We start from the raw sequence: 19,110 nt of genomic DNA on the forward strand, positions 1-19,110 counted from the left end.
CCGCTAGATCAGCAAGGTTACGCTTATGCGTCGATCTGGCGCTCACCCTCGACGGCCGTTTCCGGCTCGGTCGACGCCGCCGGGGTCTCCGGATCGGCAGCAGCGAAATCAGCCTCGGTCACCGAAGTATCGGCTGCGACCGAAGCAGAAGCCTCGACCGGTGCGACCGTCAACGCTTCCTCGACCGGCGGCTGCTCGAGCGAACCGACGTCGACGCGACGGGCCTGCTCCTGCTGGCCGCCACGCGTCGCGGCGATGGCGATCGCTTCGCAATACAGGCGGATGGCGCGGCTGGCGTCATCGTTCGCCGGAACCGGAAATGCGATGCCGTCCGGCGAGACGTTCGAATCGAGGATCGCGACGACCGGGATACCCAGCGTGTTGGCTTCCTTGATCGCCAGCTCTTCCTTGTTCGCGTCGATCACGAACATCACGTCCGGAATGCCGCCCATGTCGCGGATACCGCCGAGCGAAAGCTCGAGCTTGTCCTTCTCGCGCGTCAGCTGCAGCACTTCCTTCTTGGTCAGGCCGTGCGTGTCGCCCGACAGCTGCTCTTCCAGCGTCTTGAGGCGCTTGATCGAGTTGCTGATCGTCTTCCAGTTGGTGAGCATGCCGCCCAACCAGCGATGGTTTACGAAATGCTGGCCCGAACGACGGGCCGCGTCCGCGACGGGGTCCTGCGCCTGGCGCTTGGTGCCGACGAACAGCACCTTGCCGCCGGCGGCGGTCGAAGCGGCGACGAATTCGAGCGCGCGGGCGAACAGCGGCACGGTCTGCGACAGATCGAGGATGTGGACGCCGTTACGGTCGCCAAAGATGTAAGGTTTCATCTTCGGGTTCCAGCGGTGCGTCTGGTGTCCGAAGTGCGCGCCAGTTTCGAGCAATTGCTGCATCGAGACGACAGGTGCCGCCATAGGTAGTTCCTTTCCGGTTGTTCCTCTGGGAAGCGAGTGATCCATCGGGCGAAGCCCCGGACACCGGCTATGTATGCTTCCCATGCGGTGTGAAGGCGCGGTCCCTAGACGACCTTCTTCCACAAATCAAGCGTTGACAGATGGAACATGAGTGGAACATACAGGGTCCGTAAAGCGGACAAGGAACCGAATGCACCCGGAAGGGTTAGCGTTTCTTTACTTTGGCCCACATTCAGGGAGTTGGGCAATGATGACGATCGTGGCTTTCTTGGTTTTCGGAATCGCTTTGGCAGTAGCGCTGACGGTGATCGTTCACACGCTGGCCCCCGCTATGCCGCGGATCATCGCCTTGCTTTCGGGACAGGACGTCGCGACGACGCCGCAACTCGTGCTCAGGGATCGACGCCCTGCCCCGCGGAGCCGGCTGGTGGCGCAATCCCGGACGGCACACCGCGCAGCCGCTTAACCCGCGCGTAGCTGGCGATGCTGAACGGTATCGACAGGATATAGACGACACACAGCGCGGATACCGTGTGCCAGGGTGCGGAGATCACTGCCGCGCCCAGCAAGACCACCACCGCCAGCGCTTCGAACCGGATATTCCGGCGCAGTTTGAGCGAGCCCCAGGAAAACGTCGCGACGCTGGAGATCATCAACGTCGCCATCAGCGCGACCCATGGCGCGACCAGATAAGGCGAACGGAACACCGCCTCGCCGGTCCAGACCCAGAAGAACAATGGCAACATCGCCAGCGCCGCGCCCGCCGGAGCCGGAACGCCGGTGAGGAAACCGGCCGATTTGTGCGGCTGTTCCTCCAGATCGATCTGAGCATTGAACCGTGCAAGTCTCAGCGCGCAGAACACTGCCAGCACCAAGGCACATAGCCAGCCGATGCGCGGCAGTTCCTTCAGCGACCATAGATACAGGATCAGCGCTGGCGACACGCCGAACGAGATCGCGTCGGCAAGCGAATCGAGTTCCGCCCCGAAGCGGCTCTCGCCGTGCAGCATCCGGGCGATCCGCCCATCGAGCCCATCGAGCACGCCCGCCAGCATGATCATCGTCACCGCGATCTCGAAATCGCCGGAAATGCCGAAGCGGATCCCGGTCAGCCCACAGCACAAGGCCAAGGCCGTCACCGCATTCGGCGCGACTGCACGCAGTGGGAGACCTCGTCGTACGCGCGGTAATGGACGCTTCATCGCTTGAATATCACTGTGAAATGCCGCTGGGTACTACGCCGCCGACCCGGCCGAGAACGGTTTCCCCGGCAACGCTGCGCTGGCCAAGGCACACCTGGCACACGACATCGTCGGGCAGGAACACATCCACGCGGCTGCCGAAGCGGATCAGCCCGACGCGCTGACCGGTCGCGACCATGTCGCCCGGCTTCACGAAGCCCAGGATGCGCCGCGCGACCAGTCCGGCGATCTGCGTGAAGCCCACGCGCCGCCCGTCCTTGCCCTCGACCACGATATGCTGGCGCTCATTCTCTTCCGACGCCTTATCGAGATCGGCATTGAGGAACTTGCCGGAGATATAGACGACCTGCCGGATCGTACCCGCGATCGGCGTCCGGTTGATGTGCACGTCGAACACCGACATGAAGATCGAAACGCGCACCAAAGGCGCCTCGCCCAAGCCGTTTTCGCCCGCCAGTTCGCGCGGCACCGGCATGCGTTGGATCATCGTGATCAGCCCGTCGGCGGGCGCCACGATCAGATCGTCGCCCTGCGGCGTCACGCGCACCGGATCGCGGAAGAACAACGCCACCCAGGCCGTCACGCCGAGCAATGGCCAAAACAGCACCCTGGAGATCAGCCAGGTACACAGCAGCGTGATCGCCAGGGCGATCATAACGTACTTGCGTCCTTCGGGATGGATTTCGGGAAGACGCCATTTGACGGGCGGCTTGCCGTTCGGCTCGTTATACTGGGATGCCATACGCACATCCTATCGGTCGCGACGGACGCTGACAACGCTCCTCGGCATACCGCGCCATCCGGGCCGGTGACAAAGGATCATCCCAAAGGTTGATCGACACCGTCCTTGCTCCTAGACGCATCGTCAAACCTCCCCAGAATGGACAAGAGCAGCATGGCGAAGATCAAGGTTAAGACGCCTGTCGTGGAGATCGACGGCGACGAGATGACGCGGATCATCTGGCAGTGGATTCGCGAGCGCCTGATCCTCCCCTATCTCGATATCGACCTGATCTATTTCGACCTCGGCATCGAGAAGCGCGACGAGACGGACGACAAGATCACCGTCGACAGCGCCAAGGCGATCCAGAAATACGGCGTCGGGGTGAAGTGCGCGACGATCACTCCGGACGAGCAGCGCGTCGAGGAATTCGGCCTCAAGAAAATGTGGAAGTCGCCCAACGGCACGATCCGCAACATCCTGGGCGGCGTGGTGTTCCGCGAACCGATCGTGATCAAGAACGTCCCCCGCTTGATCCCCAGCTGGACCCATCCGATCGTCGTCGGCCGCCACGCGTTCGGCGATCAATATCGCGCGACCGATTACAAGGTGCCCGGCCCCGGTAAGTTGCGCCTCGTGTTCGAAGGCGATGACGGCACGATCATCGACGAGGAAGTGTTCCAGTTCCCGAGCGCCGGCGTCGCCATGGCGATGTACAATCTCGACGATTCTATCCGCGATTTCGCCCGCGCCTCGATGCATTACGGCCTCAACCTGAAATGGCCGGTCTATCTCAGCACCAAGAACACGATCCTCAAGGCCTATGACGGCCGCTTCAAGGACCTGTTCGCCGAGGTGTTCGAGGCCGAATTCAAGGACAAGTTCAAGGAAGCGGGCATCGTCTACGAACATCGCTTGATCGACGACATGGTCGCGTCGGCGCTGAAGTGGAACGGCGAGTTCGTGTGGGCGTGCAAGAATTACGACGGCGACGTGCAGTCGGATCAGGTCGCGCAGGGCTTCGGTTCGCTCGGCCTGATGACGTCGGTGCTGCTGACCCCGGATGGCAAGACCGTCGAGGCCGAAGCGGCGCACGGCACCGTCACGCGCCATTTCCGCCAGCACGAACAGGGCAAGGCGACCTCGACCAACCCGATCGCGTCGATCTTCGCCTGGACCGGCGGCCTGAAATATCGCGGCAAGTTCGACGATACGCCGGAAGTGACCGAGTTCGCCGAACTGCTGGAGCGCGTCTGCATCCAGACGGTCGAGAACGGCCATATGACCAAGGATCTGGCGCTGCTGATCGGCCCGCAGCAACCCTGGATGACGACCGAACAATTCTTCGAACAGGTCCGCGTCAACCTCGAAACGGCGATGACCGCCCGCGGATGATCTTCATGTCCGCTCGCCGGCATCCGGCGAGCGGACATGCTCCGGCCGAAATCCCATTCCCACGATCCGGGCGGGGATCCGACGCAGCGGCGCGATCCGGTCGATGATCCGCGCAGCCAGCGGAGGCCGCTCCATCGGCGCGGTCGCACCGAGCACCGGCGCGATGATCCGGTCCTGCACCAGCTTCTGAAGTCCCTGCGTCAGCTTCACCGCACCGATCCGCCGGTCGCGCACTTTATGCAGCAGCGGATCGGGGTCGCCTCCCGCCGCCATCGGCCTGGCCAGCAGATTCGCCGCCGCCACCGCATCCTGCACCGCCAGATTGATGCCGACCCCGCCGATCGGCGACATCGCATGCGCCGCATCGCCGATCACCAGCAATCCCGGTCGGTGCCACCGCTCCAAACGGTCCACGGTGACGGTCAGCAGCTTCACATCGTCCCAACTCGTCACGCTTTCGGCCACTCGTGCCGTTTCCGGCCCGACGACGCGAACCCGATCGACGAACGCCGCCAAGCCCTCGCCACGCACCTTTTCCGCACCGCCCTTGGGAAACACGAACGCGCATTGCCAATAGTCGCCACGATCGATCAGCACGAAGATGCGCCCGGTATCGAATATTCCCATCGAATCGTTGTTCGGCTGCTCGGTCTTGGGAATGTGGAACCAGAACACGTCCATCGGCGCGCCGACATCGGTCACCGGCAATCCGTCGCGATGCCGGGAATCGCGCCCGTCACAGGCGATCACCAAACGAGCACGCACCTGTTCACCGTCGCCGGTACGCACGCCGACGACGCGCCCGCGATCCTCGATCAGCCCCATACCCTCGCATCGCCTGCGCAGCGAAAATGTCGGGTAACGGGCCGCCGCCTCGGCCACGAAATCGAGAAATTCCCATTGCGGCATCAACGCGATGTACGGCGCGGGCGCCGCCAGATGCCGGAAATCGACCATCGCCAGATCGCGGCCGGCGATCCGCGCGCCGAGTTGCTCGACCTTCTGGTGCGGCCGGGCGAGCAATTCATCCAGCAAACCCAGTTCGTGGAAGATCCTGAGTGTCGAAGGATGCACCGTATCTCCGCGGAAATCGCGCAGGAAATCCGCGTGCTTCTCCAGCACCAGCGTCTTCACGCCGGCCCGCGCGAACAGCAGACCGGCGACCATCCCGGCCGGTCCGCCTCCGATTATCGCCACATCCGTCTCGACCATGGGCTGACAACGCCTTCCTTTACCGGTTAGATGCCTGTCATGACCTCCCCACTCGATAATAGCGGTTTCAGCGACGCACTCGTCATCCTCGGCGCCGCGGGAATCGTGATCCCGGCCTTCGCGCGGTTCAGGATCAGCCCGGTCATCGGGTTCATCCTGGTCGGTTTGCTGGTCGGGCCGTCCGGGCTGGGCGCGTGGGTCAACGAACATCCTTGGCTCTATTATTTCACCATCTCGAACGCGCATTCGATCGAACCGTTCGCCGAATTTGGCATCATCCTTTTGCTGTTCTCGATCGGGCTGGAACTGTCGCTGAAACGCCTGTGGTCGATGCGCGGGCAGGTGTTCGGCACCGGCGCGGGCAAGTTGCTGACCTCGGGCGCGATTATCGGGCTGGGCCTGTATCTGGTCGGCCAGGCCCCGGTCGGCGCGGCGGCACTCGGCATGGCGCTGGCCTTGTCCTCTACCGCTCTGGTGCTGCCGATCGCAGGGACGAGCAGCGCGGTCGGGCGATCGTCGTTCGCGATGCTGCTGTTCGAGGATCTGGCGCTGGTGCCGATCATCTTCGTGCTCGGTGCGCTCGCCCCGCATGCGGCAGGCGACGGGCTGACCAACATCGTCGGCGTGCTCGGGCGCGGCGTGATCACCGTCGTGATCATCTTCGTCGGCGGGCGCCTGCTCCTGCCCAAGCTGTTCGCGCAGGCCGCGCGGACCAAGAGCCCGGAACTGTTCCTCGCCGCCTCGTTGCTGGTGGTCATCGCCGCCAGCCTGGCGACCACCGCCGCCGGACTGTCGCCGATCGTCGGCGCGTTGCTCGCCGGGTTGCTGATCGCAGAGACCGATTATCACAAGGAAGTCGAGGTGATCACCGCGCCATTCAAGGGCCTGGCGCTCGGCGTGTTCCTGATCACGGTCGGGATGAGCCTCAACCTCGAACTGATCGCGGAGAATTGGGTCAGTCTGCTGCTCGCCATCGCCGGCGTGGTCGCGGTGAAGACAGCGGTGACGTTCGGGCTGCTCAAGCTGTCGGGCATCCGCAACGGCGTGGCGGCGGAAACCGGCGTGTTGATGGCCAGCCCGTCGGAAACCACTTTGATCGTGCTGGGCGCGGCCTCGACCGCGCAGCTGATCCTGCCCTCGACCGCCAATTTCTGGCAAACCGTCACCGCGATCGGGCTGACCATCACGCCGCTGCTCGCCCAGCTCGGCAAGCGCGTGTCGAAGCGGATCGAGCTGCGCACCAAGGACGATGCCGGCGCGCTCGAGATCCCGCCCGAAGGCCCCGGCACGGTCGTGATCGGTTTCGGCCGCGTCGGGCGCATGGTCGCCGACATGCTGAAAATCCACCATCAGCCGTTCATCGCGGTCGAGGCGGATATCGACGTCGTCGCGGCGGCGCGGCTGGAGGGCTATCCGGTGATCTTCGGCGATGTCGCGCGCAGCGAATTGGTCGACCGGCTCAATCTGGGCCGGGCCAAGGCGCTGATCTTGACCATGGACGATCCGGTGCTGTCGGTGCATCTCACGCGCCGGGTACGCAACTGGGTGCCGGATCTGACGATCGTCGCCCGTGCGCGCGACACCGCCCATGCCGCGCAACTCTACAAGGCCGGCGCGACCGATGCGGTGCCCGAGACGCTGGAAAGCTCGCTGCAATTGTCCGAGGCGGTGCTGGTCGATCTCGGCGTAGCGGTGGGCCCGGTGATCGCCTCGATCCACGAAAAGCGCGACGAACTGCGCAAGGAAATTCGCGCCGTGGCGGACATGGACCGCGATCCCCGGCTCAAGCGGTTGCGCAGCAAGACTGCCGGGCCGAGTACCCTGGGCGAAAACGTCGCCTGAGCGTCAGCGCCGCGTCAATGTGATCGCAAGGCCACCATCCGCCGTGAGCGTCACCGCTTTCCCGGGTGTCAGCACCACGCTATCGTTCAATTCCACCGATCGGGCGCTTCGCCCCATCGGGCAGGCTCCCTCGGCGGATCGGCCCCAGCGCAGCGAGACGCCGAGACGCTCAGGCTTCGTATAGCGGTTCGAAGATAGCTGGAGGTTCAGCGATTGCTGCATCGGAACGGAATATCGCTCCGCCCCGCAACTGTCGTCGGAGGGCTCGTTCTGATCGCGGCGAAAGCTGCTGGACGTGCCGGTCGCGACTTTCAGCGTACCCGCTTGCAGCAAAGTCTTACCGGCGCAAATTTGGAAATCGACATAATAGCGTTCGCGCGGTTCGGTCTGCGCGATCATCGCCCGTGGAACTTGTATGATCGGTGGCGGGGCTGGCGGGACCGTGGCAAGCGCCTGCATCAAGATCGCCCAAACGCCTATCGTCATCGCCATTCCGATTCTGTTGTCTCGCGATCAGCATCGCCCCGACATATTACCGGGCGATGAAGGCCGCGCGCGACCTCACCCCGCCAGCGCCGCCCGGATCGCGGCGATCGCCTCGTCTGCCTTGGTGCCGTCCGGTCCGCCACCCTGTGCCATATCGGGACGCCCGCCGCCGCCCTGACCGCCGAGCGTCGCGACGGCGATCTTCAGCAGGTCCACCGCATTGTGGCTCCCCGCCAGATCGGCGCTGACACCGACAGCGATCGACGCGCGGCCTTCGTTGACCGCGACGATCGCCGCGATACCCGATCCGATCCGCTGCTTCGCCTCGTCCACCGCTCCGCGCAGGCCCTTGGCGTCGAAATCCTGCAACACCTGCCCGACGAAATTCACTCCACCGACCTGCTCCGGCCCGGCAGGCGCCGCCCCTGCCCCGCCGCCCAGCGCCAGCGCCTTCTTCGCCTCGGCCAGTTCGCGCTCCAGCCGGCGGCGATCCTCGACCAAGGCGGCGACGCGCGCCGGCACTTCGTCGGGCGTCGCCTTCAGCGTGGCCGCCGCCTCGCGCAATTTCTCGTCGCGCGATGTCAGATAATGCCGTGCCGCTTCGCCGGTCAGCGCCTCGATCCGGCGCACGCCGCTCGACACCGCGCTTTCGCCGACGACCTTGAACAGACCGATATCGCCCAACGCCGTCACATGCGTGCCGCCGCACAGTTCGAGCGAATAGACCTTGCCGTCCGCCTCATTGCCCATCGAAACGACGCGCACCTCGTCGCCATATTTTTCGCCGAACAACGCCATCGCGCCTTCCTCGATCGCCTCGTCCGGCGTCATCAGGCGCGTGGAGACCGCGCCGTTGCCGCGGATCTGGCGGTTCACATCCGCCTCGACCTCACCGATCCGCGCCGGATCGATCGCGCTTGGTTGCGAGAAATCGAACCGCAGCCGATCGGGTGCGACCATACTGCCCTTCTGCGCGACATGCAGGCCGAGCCGCTGGCGCAGCGCCTCGTGCAGCAGGTGGGTGGCGCTATGGTTGGCGCGGATTTGGTCGCGGCGGGCAACATCGACGTTGAGCTTCACGGTATCGCCGACCCGGACCTCGCCCGCCGCGACGGTCGCTTGATGCACGAAAACGCGCCCCAATTGCTTCGAGGTTTCCGTGACCTGCGCCTGCAGACCCTCGTCGTTCGAGATCGCGCCCGTATCGCCGACCTGCCCGCCACTCTCACCGTAGAAAGGCGTCTGGTTGACGACGATCGCCACGCTATCGCCGGTCACGGCATTGTCCACGCGCGCGCCGTCCTTGACCAAAGCGACCACCTGCCCCTCGCCCGCCGTCGCGGTGTAACCCAGGAACTCGGTGCCGCCGGAAACCTCGGCGATATCGAACCAGATATCGTCCGATGCCTTGGCCCCGGACCCCTTCCACGCCGCGCGCGCCGCGCGCTTCTGCTCCGCCATCGCCGTATCGAAGCCGGCGCGGTCGATCTGCATGTCCAGACTGCGCAACGCATCCTCGGTCAGATCATAGGGAAAGCCGAACGTATCGTAGAGCTTGAACGCCGTCTCGCCGGGCAGGGTGTCGCCCGCCGCCATACTCGCCGTCGCCTCGTCCAGCAGGCGCAGACCGTTGGTCAGCGTGCGGCGGAACTGAGTCTCCTCCTGCAACAAGGTCGATTCGATCGAAGCCTGCGCGCGCAGCAATTCCGGATAGGCCGCGCCCATCTCGGCGATCAGCGCCGGGACCAACCGGTGCATCAACGGCTCCTTCGCGCCCAGCAGATGCGCGTGGCGCATCGCCCGGCGCATGATCCGGCGCAGCACATAGCCGCGCCCCTCGTTCGCCGGCAGCACGCCGTCCGCGACCAGAAAGCCCGAGGTGCGCAGGTGATCGGCGATGATCCGATGGCTCGCCTGATTGTCGCCGGTCGTCGCCGTACCGGTCAGCGCGCCCGATGCGGCGATCAGCGCCTTGAACGTATCGGTGTCGTAATTGTCGGTCACCCCCTGCAGCACGGCGGCGACGCGCTCCAGCCCCATGCCGGTGTCGATCGAGGGCTTGGGCAGATCGGCGACGATCACATTGTCGGCCTGCTCGTATTGCATGAACACGAGGTTCCAGATCTCGACGAAGCGGTCGCCATCTTCGTCCGGGCTGCCCGGCGGGCCACCGGGGATATGGTCGCCATGGTCGTAGAAGATTTCCGAACACGGCCCGCACGGCCCGTTATCGCCCATCGTCCAGAAATTGTCCGAAGTCGGAATGCGGATGATCCGCTCCTCCGGCAGCCCGGCGATCTTCTGCCACAGGCCGAATGCCTCGTCGTCGGTGTGATAGACGGTGACGGTCAGCCGGTCGGCGGGCAGGCCCCACACCTCGGTCAGCAACGTCCAGGCGTGCGTGATCGCCTGTTCATTGAAATAATTCCCGAACGAGAAATTGCCGAGCATTTCGAAGAACGTATGATGCCGCGCGGTGTAACCGACATTGTCGAGATCGTTATGCTTGCCGCCGGCGCGCACGCACTTCTGGCTCGACGTCGCGGTCGAATAAGGTCGGCTTTCCAGCCCGGTGAACACGTTCTTGAACGGCACCATGCCGGCATTGACGAACATCAATGTCGGATCGTTCTGCGGCACGAGCGGCGCGGAGGCGACGCGGGTATGGCCTGCGCTCTCGAAATATTCGAGGAAGGAGCGGCGGATGTCGTTCGTGGACATGTAGTGTGCGGTCATGGGCAAGCGATCTAGGCGAGCGCGCGCCTCCGCTCAAGCCATGGCTGGACGATATGCCGATGCCGCCATACGTTTGCTGCCGACAAACGTCCCGCAGGGAGAAACGTGTTGCGCACCGCGTCCTGCTGCTGCGGTCAATTGCAGATCCATCTCGCCGGCGCACTACGTGGCGTCGGCGTGTGTCACTGTCTTGCATGCCAGCGTCGCACCGGCAGCGTCTTTGCCGCGCTGGCCGGGTTCGATGCGCCCTATACGGTCACTGGCAACGCCACGGAATATGTTCGCACCGGCGATCACGGCGCGCGGTTTCGGTTTCGCTTCTGCCCGGTCTGCGGAACGTCGCTGTTCCATACCGAGGAAGGGCGGGACGGATCGTCGGTCAGCGTCGCAGTGGGGGCGTTCGCCGACCCCGATTTTCCACCGCCGGAGGATTCCGTTTATGATTGCCGTCGGCATAAATGGATAGAATTACCGGCCGGTATCCGCATTCACGACAAGGATCCGGAGTAATTCGTCAAGCCGATCAGGCGGGATCGGACGAATTAATGATCGTCGTAACAAAATGTCACGATCGGTTCGAAAGCCAGCCAAACGATCTTCGTTCTGCATCTGAACGCGAACGGAGATTGTCATGAAAAACACGAATGACCAAAGCTCGAACCTGAAGATGTACTTGTCGCGCCCTGCCCTCGGGGTGATGGCGCTGGTGCTGGCGATCGTGGTGATGGTGGTGGTGATCAGCCAGACGGAGATGTTCCAGCTACGCCCCGCGACGGGCACGGCGAAGGCGATTTCCGAGGCTTCGGCACCCCCCGCAACGGAGTCTGCGAAACCTTGATCGGGGTCCCCTTCCCGCCCTGCCTCAGGCCTTGGCAGGTGCCAGCACGGTCAGCGCGCATGGCTCGATCGTGAAGTCCAGCGGCAGGGGCAGTTCCACCACTTCGCCGTCCAGCGCGACGTCCACCTCGCGCGATCGGCCGGTGACCGTGAGGGCGGCGACATCCCCGATCGCCGCGAAATCCTGCCGCCGGTCGGCGCGGCCGATCAGCGTACGCAGCGCGAAACCGATCAGTGCCACCCGGCTGCGCTCGGCAATCGCGAAGACGGACAGTTTGCCGTCGTCCAGCGCGCTGCGCTTGCCGACCTGCCCGGCCTTGAGTTCGTAATGGTTGTTGCCGACGAACAGCATCGGCGTGACCACGTCGCTGGCCCCGCCGGGCGATCGGAGGCGCAGGCGGTGATGGCGTAACCGCTTCAACGTGCCCCAGGACGCGGGGATCGCCGCGAGCCATTTGGGCAGGTTGAGTTGCTCCTGCTCCTCGTCGCGCAGCCGCACCATCTCGGGATACAGGCCGATCGAGGCATTGTTGATGAACAGATGGCCGTTGACGCGCGCGACATCGATCTTGCGCCGTGTGCCCGCCGCAATCAGCTTTGCCGCCCCGGGCAGGTCCAGCGGCACGCCGAGTTCGCGGGCGAGATGGTTGCGCGTGCCGAGCGCCAGAATGCCGAGCGCCGCCTTGCCCTTAAGCACTTCGCCCGCCGCACATCCGATCGTGCCATCGCCACCGCCGACGACGACCAGCGGCAGGTGCGCGCGCTTCTTCACCGCATCCTGCATATCGCAGCCCTGGATCAGATGCAGATCGATCGCCACGCCCGCCGCAGCAAAGGCGTCGCGGACTTCGGTTTCGAGTTTTTTCCCCTTCCACGCGGCCGTCCCTCCGCCCGCGTTGATCAGAACAGGAACCGCTTCGCTCACCCGAACGGCGCGTCGATGGAGATGGGCGGCTGCGAGAACCAGACCGGGCCGGTCGCATTCATGTGGAAGCAATCCTCCAGCCGCACGCCGAACTTGCCCGGGATATAGATGCCCGGTTCGTTCGAGAAGCACATGCCGGGCGCGAGCTTCGCCATCTCGCCGCGCACCAGATTGACCGGTTCGTGCCCGTCCATGCCGATGCCGTGGCCGGTACGATGCGACAGGCCGGGCAGCTTGTAGTCCGGGCCATAGCCGAGCGACGTATAATATCTGCGCACCGCATCATCCACGCTCCCCGCCGCCGCACCGATCTTCGCCGCGGCGAACGCGGTCTGCTGCCCGCGTGCGACCTGATCCCACACCTTGCGCTGTTCCGCATTGGAGCTTCCGAACACGAAGGTGCGCGACACATCCGACTGATAACCCTGCACCGTACAACCGCAATCCATCAGCACGATCTGCCCGTCCGCCACGATCTGCGGCTTCTTGCTGCCATGCGGATAGGCTGCCGCCTCGCCGATCAGCACCAAAGCGAATTCCGGACTGCCGCCCAGCTTGCGCGTCGCGGCGTTCATCAGCGCACCGACATCGGTGTTGCTCATGCCCTTCTCGATGCGCGAATGCGTCCAGCGATAGGCGGCGATGGTCACGTCGGTGGCGGCCTGCATCAGCGCGATCTCGGGAGCGGTCTTGATCCCGCGACATCCGCGCACGATCGGGTTGGCGGACACGATCTTCGCCCCCGGCAACACCCGCGCTAGCCCGTTCACCGCGAAATAGCGCACCGTCTCCTCGATCCCGATCGGGCGCGCGGCCAGCCTGCGCTCCTTCAGGAACCCCGCGACCACCGCCAGCGGATCCTGATCCTCCTGCCACACCCGCACATCCGCCGCGATGCCCAGCGTCTCACGCACCGATGGTTCCTCGAAGAACGGCGTGACGATGCACGGCTCGCCCTCCACCGGCAGGACCACGCAGGTCAGACGCTCGCTCCGGCCCCAGCGCACGCCGGAGAAATAGGTTAGCGACGATCCCGCCTCGATCAGCACCGCCCCGATGCCGTGTGCCTTCATCAGCCCCTGCGCCCGCGCGATCCGCGCGTGCCGCTCCGCCTCGCCGATCAGCGCCACGCCTCCGGTCATGTCCGACAGCGCCGACAGATCCGGCTCGGCGGCGCGCAGCGATGCGGGGATCGACAGCAAGGGCAGAGCGGCGGCGGCACCGATCAACTGGCGGCGATTGAAGGGGGCGTGGCTCATGCCCCAAGCGATACGGCGCTTGACCGCGCCGCCGCAATCCCCTTCCTTGCCCGCAACAACGAACACCGGAGCATTCATGGGCAAGCGCCTGACCTATTACATCCTGATCGGGCTGGTCGCCGGCATCGCGCTGGGCCTCGCCATCAACGGCTATTACGACGACAATGGCGGCCCGGGGACGAAGTTCGCTGCCGAGATCGCCGGCTATTTCTCCATCGTCACGGCGTTGTTTCTGCGCCTGATCAAGATGATCATCGCGCCGTTGGTCTTCTCCACCCTCGTCATCGGCATCGCGCATATGGGCGATACGCAGGCGCTGGGTCGCGTCGGCTTCCGCTCCGTCGCATGGTTCATCTGTTGCAGCCTGGTGTCGCTGACTCTGGGCCTGATCCTGGTCAACCTGTTCCAGCCGGGCGTTGGGCTCGCTATCCCGGTCCCGCCGGTCGATGCCGCCAGCGGCGTCGATCGGGCGGCGTTCAACATCAAGGATTTCATCACCCATATCGTGCCCTCGTCGATGGTCGATGCGATGGCCAAGAACGAGATCCTGCAGATCGTCGTCTTCTCGCTATTCGTCGGCGTTGGCATCACCGCGGTTGGTGAGAAGGCTGCGCCTCTGGTGCGCGGCGTCGATGCGCTGGCACAGGTGATGTTGCAGGTGACGAACTACGTCATGCGCTTCGCCCCGCTCGCGGTGTTCGCCGCGGTCACCGCGACGCTCGCCGAGCAGGGGCCGTCGATCATCGGCCGCCTCGCCTATTTCATGGGCACCTTCTACATCGCGATGGGCCTGCTCTGGTGCCTGCTGATCGGCGTCTGCTTCCTGATCGTCGGCCGGCGCACCACGTTGCTGGTGAAATATATCCGCGAGCCGTTGCTGCTCGCTTTCTCCACCGCTTCGTCCGAGGCCGCCTATCCGCGCACACTGGAAGCGCTCGACAAGTTCGGCGTGCCGCCGCGCATTGCCAGCTTCGTGCTGCCGCTCGGCTATTCGTTCAACCTCGACGGCTCGATGATCTACATGACCTTCGCGACGATGTTCATCGCGCAGGCCTACGGCATCCCGCTGACGATCGGGCATCAGATCACGATGCTGCTGGTGCTGATGGTCACGTCGAAGGGCGTCGCCGGAGTGCCGCGCGCCAGCCTGGTCGTCATCGCCGCGACGTTGGCGTTCTTCGACATCCCCGAGGCCGGCCTGTTGCTGATCCTAGCGGTCGATCACTTCCTCGACATGGGCCGCTCAGCCACCAACGTCGTCGGCAACGCGGTGGCGAGCGCAGTGATCGCGAAGTGGGAGGGCAATCTCGATGCGCTGGAATCGCCGGTGATCGACCCCCTGCCCGCCCCGTCGGGTGGCGGCCCGAAGGTGGATCGGGACAGCTTTCAGGGCTGAGCAATCACGCGTAGGCGTAAGGCCCGCCCTTCTTCAGCGCGGTCTGATAAGCCGGGCGGGCGTGAATCTTGTTCAACCACGCGATCGTCGCGGGCCGCGATTCGTTGAGGCCGGCGCGGCCGCGCGCGGCCTCCAACGGGAAGCTCATCATGATGTCGGCGGCGGTCATCTCGTCGCCGGCAAACCACGGGCGTGAGGCGAGTTCGCTCTCGACATAATCGAGATGCGCGTCGGCCATCGGCTGCACACGCTTGATTGCCTTCTTGCCGAAGAACGGGATCCGCCCGAGGATCAGCAACAAAAGCAAGGGCGGCATCATCGAGCCTTCCGCATAGTGCAGGAACTGGCGGTAGCGCAGCACCGATTCGCGATGCCCGCTCGGCCCCAGTTTGCCGTCCGCCTTCTCGACCAGATATTCGCAGATCGCGCCGGTCTCGGCGATCACCTTACCGTCATCCTCGATCACCGGCGATTTGCCGAGTGGATGGACCTTCTTCAGCTCCGGCGGCGCGAGCATCGTCTCCTTGTTCCGCTCGTAGCGCCTGATCTCATACGGCAGGCCGAGTTCCACGAGCATCCACAGAATGCGTTGCGACCGCGAATTTTCGAGATGGTGGACGATGATGGTCACGAACGCTCTCCTATCGGTTCTCCGCCGACCATAGCCATGCCGCGGCGGGGAAATCCACTGCATTGCCATTACGATAGCGCGTACAGACTTCCGCGACCCGGTCCAGCATCCCGCTCCGGCGCTCGGCCGGGGCATCGCGCAGCACGCGCGCGGCTGGACCGATGCGGGCGAAGAACGCGACCGCGTCGCCGACCGGATCGTTCCCCGCGCCAGCGCGATAGGTGAAGTCGATCGCGCGGCAGGTCGCATCCGACCAGCCCGCCGCCGCCAGCACCGATCGCACGAACGCCTCGTCGGCAAAGGCGAACGGCCCGGGGGCATAGAATGCGGGTGGCGGCGGTGGCACGTCGAGCATCGCGGCCACGATCTCCGACGACCAGAGATTGAGCGCAGGTGCCCGGAAACAGGAGAAGATTAGCCCCCCGCCGGGTTTCGTGCCCGCCCGCATCGCGGCCAGCCCGACGACGGGATCGGGAAAGAACATCACGCCGTGCCTTGAGACGATCAGGTCGAACGGCCCGGCGGCCGGAATGATATCTTCGACCGGCCCGGCCACGAAGCCGACATTGGGAAGCCCAGCGGCACGCTCCGCCGCGACGGCGAGCAACGGCACCGACAGGTCCATGCCCGTAACCCTCGCGGCCGGATTGGCCCGAGCCGCAGCGATCGACGTCGCGCCGGCCCCGCAACCGACATCGCCGACCACAAGCGCCTGACCGCCCATCCTGTCGCGGATCGCAGCATCAAGGTGCAGCGAGAGATCGGCGAACGTCCGATCGGTCCGCCGCCATTCCGCAGCCCAGACATCGCCGACCGCTCCGGTCCATTCGCTCGCGTCGATGATCGTGCTCCCTTTGGCGCAAGTCTCTACCTGGCCTGGGACGGACGCAAGTGTTTGCCGTTGGAGGACGCTAGGTGATCGATAAAAGCGGCTACCGGAAGCGGCAAAGCGGACGGGCCGCCTCTGTGCCCAATTGCAGACATTCCGCCTTTCGGCGATGATCGGGGCATGAGCGACGACAACCTAAGCTGGCTGGCCTCTTGGTATCTGGCCGAATGTAATGATGACTGGGAACACTCCTATGGCGTGAAGATAGACACGCTGGACAATCCCGGCTGGACGGTCGTCATTGACCTGAGAGAGACAAATCTGCAAGGGCGCGTGTTTGAGAAGGTATCCGTAGGAGAACCAGCCACCGATCTAAACGAGTGGAGGCGCTTAGGATCATGGTGGGTTGCTGATGTTAGCGGCGGCAGGTTTGAGGCGGCGTGCGGCCCTCTTGATCTTGGGAATGCGATCGGCGTGTTTCGATCGTGGGTAGAGCGTGCGAACGTCAGCTAACCACCCACAATCGGACGTTCCGCGCGCTCGGCGGTGTCCCCGAAAGCGGACAGGCCGCTTACGCCCACTTGCGGTCGTTTTCCTCATCGGGGAATAACGCTGCACCTCGTCACTTGCGATCAGCCTATGTCGGCTGCACGAGGTCTCCGCGCATTGGAGTTCCGTATGGATAAGTTCCAGAAAGCCAAAACGGTCGAACGCGGATGGTTTTTGGTAGTGTTCGCCCTGCTCGCTCTCGGCGGCTATTGCTTCGGACATTTCCGGGGTGATCTGCCAGACTGGCAGCTAGTCGGTCTGATACTGACGGGGTATTTCTTCACCTACGTTATCTACCGCTTCGCGGTGAAGCGCGCGCTTAAGAGTCGGGGCTTATGAACCCTTTGCCGTGCAGTGCTTAACGTTCATTTTCCACCCAGAATTAGACGTTCCGCCGTTAGCCGCGCGCCAGACTAATTATGGTAAAGTTTGATGCGCTTAGATTATGGGACGGTCCCACGTCTTCCCCGTTCGTGCTGAGTCTGTCGAAGCACCGACCTCCTCCTGTTATCGCCGAAGGAAAAACAGCCCTTCGACAAGTTAGGGACAACGGGGATAGGCGTTGCATCCAGATCGTAATGGTGTCGAGGCCGAAGACCCAAGCCGCGCCTAACCGTCATTACCTTGCAGGTAGGAATCCTTACTGAACGTCGAGACTATGGATTCCCGCCTGCGCGGGAAAGACGAGACGGGTTGCGAGAGCGGGACACACACCGGGATTGACGCGACGGTTCCCGCCTAACGGCCCCGAAACCCAACGCCCTCGAAAACCAACGCGAAAGGCTCGCCGACGCGGGCGAGCCTTTCCATGTGTGTGCGACGCGCATTGGAACGCCGCCTTGAAACGCTTCGTGAGCAGGCACGATAAAGACTTCGCCGACCATCGTGTGGTGGCGTTCCCCATCGTATACCCCGCCCCTCTCATCGGAGAGGGGCGCAGGCATTACATCTCGTCGTCGGTATCGTCTTCGGGCTCCGGCCCGGCCATCATTTCCTCGGCCACCTTGTCGGTGCGGGTGCGGATCGCCTTTTCGAGGCGGTCGCACATTTCCGGATGTTCCTTCAGGAACGTCTTCGAATTCTCGCGACCCTGGCCGATGCGCACGCTGTCATAGCTGAACCAAGCGCCCGATTTCTCGACCAAACCGGCCTTGACGCCGAGATCGAGAATCTCGCCGATCTTCGACACGCCCTGACCGTACATGATGTCGAATTCGACCTGCTTGAACGGCGGCGCGACCTTGTTCTTCACCACCTTCACCCGTGTGGTGTTGCCGATGATCTCTTCGCGATCCTTGATCTGCCCGGTGCGACGGATGTCGAGACGAACAGAAGCATAGAATTTCAGCGCGTTGCCCCCGGTCGTCGTCTCGGGATTGCCGTACATCACGCCGATCTTCATGCGCAGCTGGTTGATGAAGATCACCATGCACCGCGAACGGCTGATCGACCCGGTGAGCTTGCGCAGCGACTGCGACATCAGTCGTGCCTGCAAGCCGACATGGCTGTCGCCCATCTCGCCCTCGATTTCGGCGCGCGGCACGAGCGCGGCGACCGAGTCCACCACCAGCACGTCGATCGCGTTCGACCGCACCAGCGTATCGACGATCTCAAGCGCCTGCTCGCCGGTATCCGGCTGCGACACGATCAGTTCATCGATATTGACGCCGAGTTTCTTGGCATAGACCGGATCGAGCGCATGTTCGGCATCGACGAACGCGGCGGTACCACCGGTCTTCTGCGCCTCGGCGATGACGTGCAGCGCCAGCGTCGTCTTGCCCGAGCTTTCCGGGCCATAGATTTCGATCACGCGACCACGCGGCAGGCCGCCGACGCCGAGCGCGATGTCCAGCCCGAGCGATCCGGTCGAGATCGTCTCGACCTGCATCGTCTGTTTGGACCCCAGCTTCATCGCCGAGCCCTTGCCGAACGCACGATCGATCTGCGCGAGCGCTGCTTCGAGCGCCTTGGCGCGTTCGCCGGAGGCCTTCTCGGCCGCCTTATCGTTGGATGCTGCCATTTTGCTGTCGATGACCTTCAAAGATACCGCCATTGGGGGCCTCCACCGCTAGACCGAACGCCCGTCGCGTTCAATCGCCGATGCAGCATGTATCGCGTTTGTTCTCGTGGAACAAGAGCGGAACGAAATTTTTTCCAACACCGTGAAACCGGCGCC

General features: G+C 64.1%; 18 protein-coding genes. 7 read left to right on the forward strand and 11 right to left on the reverse strand.

Going from position 1 to position 19,110, the window contains the following annotated elements:
• Positions 1 to 23: 23 nt before the first annotated feature.
• From rpsB to U1738_RS01490, 3 genes are all read right to left on the reverse strand, one after another.
• Positions 24 to 914 carry a 30S ribosomal protein S2 gene (gene rpsB / locus U1738_RS01480; RefSeq protein WP_332787261.1) on the reverse strand — a complete coding sequence of 297 codons (891 nt, stop codon included), beginning with the start codon at positions 912 to 914 and terminating at the stop codon, positions 24 to 26.
• 392 nt (positions 915 to 1,306) lie between these two features.
• Positions 1,307 to 2,116, reverse strand: a complete 810-nt coding sequence (gene pssA / locus U1738_RS01485; protein ID WP_332787262.1) for a CDP-diacylglycerol--serine O-phosphatidyltransferase — start codon at positions 2,114 to 2,116, stop codon at positions 1,307 to 1,309.
• A 10-nt stretch (positions 2,117 to 2,126) separates the two neighbouring features.
• Complete coding sequence (locus U1738_RS01490; RefSeq protein ID WP_332787263.1) at positions 2,127 to 2,858, reverse strand: phosphatidylserine decarboxylase; 732 nt, start codon at positions 2,856 to 2,858, stop codon at positions 2,127 to 2,129.
• Between the two features lie 153 nt (positions 2,859 to 3,011).
• On the opposite strand from U1738_RS01490, the gene U1738_RS01495 reads away from it, so the two are divergent.
• Positions 3,012 to 4,232: an NADP-dependent isocitrate dehydrogenase gene (locus tag U1738_RS01495; protein WP_332787264.1), complete on the forward strand. Its 1,221-nt coding sequence runs from the start codon at positions 3,012 to 3,014 to the stop codon at positions 4,230 to 4,232.
• A 3-nt stretch (positions 4,233 to 4,235) separates the two neighbouring features.
• On the opposite strand, the gene U1738_RS01500 is transcribed toward U1738_RS01495, so the two are convergent.
• Positions 4,236 to 5,444, reverse strand: a complete 1,209-nt coding sequence (locus U1738_RS01500; protein ID WP_332787265.1) for an FAD-dependent oxidoreductase — start codon at positions 5,442 to 5,444, stop codon at positions 4,236 to 4,238.
• A gap of 39 nt (positions 5,445 to 5,483) precedes the next feature.
• On the opposite strand from U1738_RS01500, the gene U1738_RS01505 reads away from it, so the two are divergent.
• Positions 5,484 to 7,286: a cation:proton antiporter domain-containing protein gene (locus U1738_RS01505; RefSeq protein WP_332787266.1), complete on the forward strand. Its 1,803-nt coding sequence runs from the start codon at positions 5,484 to 5,486 to the stop codon at positions 7,284 to 7,286.
• Between the two features lie 3 nt (positions 7,287 to 7,289).
• On the opposite strand, the gene U1738_RS01510 is transcribed toward U1738_RS01505, so the two are convergent.
• Both U1738_RS01510 and alaS read right to left on the reverse strand, forming a co-directional pair.
• Positions 7,290 to 7,772, reverse strand: coding sequence for a hypothetical protein (locus U1738_RS01510; protein WP_332787267.1), 483 nt, complete (start codon positions 7,770 to 7,772; stop codon positions 7,290 to 7,292).
• A gap of 75 nt (positions 7,773 to 7,847) precedes the next feature.
• The gene (alaS, locus tag U1738_RS01515; protein WP_443026964.1) at positions 7,848 to 10,508 is read right to left on the reverse strand and encodes an alanine--tRNA ligase; all 2,661 of its coding nucleotides are present in this window, start codon (positions 10,506 to 10,508) and stop codon (positions 7,848 to 7,850) included.
• A gap of 108 nt (positions 10,509 to 10,616) precedes the next feature.
• Between alaS and U1738_RS01520 the strand changes: the two genes are divergently transcribed.
• Positions 10,617 to 11,018, forward strand: a complete 402-nt coding sequence (locus U1738_RS01520; protein WP_332787269.1) for a GFA family protein — start codon at positions 10,617 to 10,619, stop codon at positions 11,016 to 11,018.
• A gap of 121 nt (positions 11,019 to 11,139) precedes the next feature.
• Entirely contained in the window at positions 11,140 to 11,346 is a 207-nt protein-coding gene (locus U1738_RS01525) for a hypothetical protein (RefSeq protein WP_332787270.1), read from the forward strand.
• Positions 11,347 to 11,370: 24 nt separating this feature from the next.
• Here U1738_RS01525 and U1738_RS01530 read toward each other — a convergent pair whose 3' ends face one another.
• Together U1738_RS01530 and U1738_RS01535 are read right to left on the reverse strand one after the other, a co-directional pair.
• Positions 11,371 to 12,270 (reverse strand): diacylglycerol/lipid kinase family protein, encoded by a 900-nt coding sequence (locus U1738_RS01530; RefSeq protein ID WP_332787271.1) that lies wholly within the window; start codon positions 12,268 to 12,270, stop codon positions 11,371 to 11,373.
• On the reverse strand, positions 12,267 to 13,529 hold the full coding sequence (locus U1738_RS01535) for a M24 family metallopeptidase (protein ID WP_332787272.1): 1,263 nt from the start codon (positions 13,527 to 13,529) through the stop codon (positions 12,267 to 12,269). Before U1738_RS01535 ends, U1738_RS01530 begins: the two co-directional genes overlap by 4 nt.
• A gap of 76 nt (positions 13,530 to 13,605) precedes the next feature.
• Between U1738_RS01535 and U1738_RS01540 the strand changes: the two genes are divergently transcribed.
• Positions 13,606 to 14,925 carry a dicarboxylate/amino acid:cation symporter gene (locus U1738_RS01540; RefSeq protein WP_332788194.1) on the forward strand — a complete coding sequence of 440 codons (1,320 nt, stop codon included), beginning with the start codon at positions 13,606 to 13,608 and terminating at the stop codon, positions 14,923 to 14,925.
• A 4-nt stretch (positions 14,926 to 14,929) separates the two neighbouring features.
• Here the strand turns inward: U1738_RS01540 and U1738_RS01545 are convergent, their stop codons facing one another.
• Both U1738_RS01545 and U1738_RS01550 read right to left on the reverse strand, forming a co-directional pair.
• On the reverse strand, positions 14,930 to 15,556 hold the full coding sequence (locus tag U1738_RS01545) for a glutathione S-transferase family protein (protein WP_332787273.1): 627 nt from the start codon (positions 15,554 to 15,556) through the stop codon (positions 14,930 to 14,932).
• A gap of 10 nt (positions 15,557 to 15,566) precedes the next feature.
• Positions 15,567 to 16,280 (reverse strand): class I SAM-dependent methyltransferase, encoded by a 714-nt coding sequence (locus U1738_RS01550; protein ID WP_332787274.1) that lies wholly within the window; start codon positions 16,278 to 16,280, stop codon positions 15,567 to 15,569.
• A 285-nt stretch (positions 16,281 to 16,565) separates the two neighbouring features.
• Here U1738_RS01550 and U1738_RS01555 point away from each other — a divergent pair, with 285 nt between their 5' ends.
• Together U1738_RS01555 and U1738_RS01560 are read left to right on the forward strand one after the other, a co-directional pair.
• Complete coding sequence (locus tag U1738_RS01555) at positions 16,566 to 16,898, forward strand: immunity 53 family protein (RefSeq protein ID WP_332787275.1); 333 nt, start codon at positions 16,566 to 16,568, stop codon at positions 16,896 to 16,898.
• A 165-nt stretch (positions 16,899 to 17,063) separates the two neighbouring features.
• Positions 17,064 to 17,273 carry a hypothetical protein gene (locus tag U1738_RS01560; protein ID WP_332787276.1) on the forward strand — a complete coding sequence of 70 codons (210 nt, stop codon included), beginning with the start codon at positions 17,064 to 17,066 and terminating at the stop codon, positions 17,271 to 17,273.
• A gap of 604 nt (positions 17,274 to 17,877) precedes the next feature.
• Here the strand turns inward: U1738_RS01560 and recA are convergent.
• A complete protein-coding gene (gene recA, locus U1738_RS01565; protein WP_332787277.1) occupies positions 17,878 to 18,987 on the reverse strand; it encodes a recombinase RecA in 1,110 nt (369 codons plus the stop codon).
• Positions 18,988 to 19,110: the final 123 nt, after the last annotated feature.

It is taken from the genome of Parasphingomonas caseinilytica, assembly GCF_036663755.1.
Taxonomy (GTDB): domain Bacteria; phylum Pseudomonadota; class Alphaproteobacteria; order Sphingomonadales; family Sphingomonadaceae; genus Sphingomonas.

Excerpts from the sequence above, each read along its gene's own strand:
- U1738_RS01560 (WP_332787276.1), top strand. The coding sequence starts at position 17,064 with ATGGATAAGTTCCAGAAAGCCAAAACGGTCGAACGCGGATGGTTTTTG.
- U1738_RS01540 (WP_332788194.1), top strand. The coding sequence starts at position 13,606 with ATGGGCAAGCGCCTGACCTATTACATCCTGATCGGGCTGGTCGCCGGC.
- U1738_RS01510 (WP_332787267.1), bottom strand. The coding sequence starts at position 7,772 with ATGACGATAGGCGTTTGGGCGATCTTGATGCAGGCGCTTGCCACGGTC.
- rpsB (WP_332787261.1), bottom strand. The coding sequence starts at position 914 with ATGGCGGCACCTGTCGTCTCGATGCAGCAATTGCTCGAAACTGGCGCG.
- U1738_RS01525 (WP_332787270.1), top strand. The coding sequence starts at position 11,140 with ATGAAAAACACGAATGACCAAAGCTCGAACCTGAAGATGTACTTGTCG.
- recA (WP_332787277.1), bottom strand. The coding sequence starts at position 18,987 with ATGGCGGTATCTTTGAAGGTCATCGACAGCAAAATGGCAGCATCCAAC.
- U1738_RS01500 (WP_332787265.1), bottom strand. The coding sequence starts at position 5,444 with ATGGTCGAGACGGATGTGGCGATAATCGGAGGCGGACCGGCCGGGATG.
- U1738_RS01550 (WP_332787274.1), bottom strand. The coding sequence starts at position 16,280 with ATGGGCGGTCAGGCGCTTGTGGTCGGCGATGTCGGTTGCGGGGCCGGC.
- U1738_RS01535 (WP_332787272.1), bottom strand. The coding sequence starts at position 13,529 with ATGAGCCACGCCCCCTTCAATCGCCGCCAGTTGATCGGTGCCGCCGCC.
- U1738_RS01505 (WP_332787266.1), top strand. The coding sequence starts at position 5,484 with ATGACCTCCCCACTCGATAATAGCGGTTTCAGCGACGCACTCGTCATC.
- U1738_RS01490 (WP_332787263.1), bottom strand. The coding sequence starts at position 2,858 with ATGGCATCCCAGTATAACGAGCCGAACGGCAAGCCGCCCGTCAAATGG.
- U1738_RS01555 (WP_332787275.1), top strand. The coding sequence starts at position 16,566 with ATGAGCGACGACAACCTAAGCTGGCTGGCCTCTTGGTATCTGGCCGAA.
- pssA (WP_332787262.1), bottom strand. The coding sequence starts at position 2,116 with ATGAAGCGTCCATTACCGCGCGTACGACGAGGTCTCCCACTGCGTGCA.
- U1738_RS01495 (WP_332787264.1), top strand. The coding sequence starts at position 3,012 with ATGGCGAAGATCAAGGTTAAGACGCCTGTCGTGGAGATCGACGGCGAC.
- alaS (WP_443026964.1), bottom strand. The coding sequence starts at position 10,508 with ATGACCGCACACTACATGTCCACGAACGACATCCGCCGCTCCTTCCTC.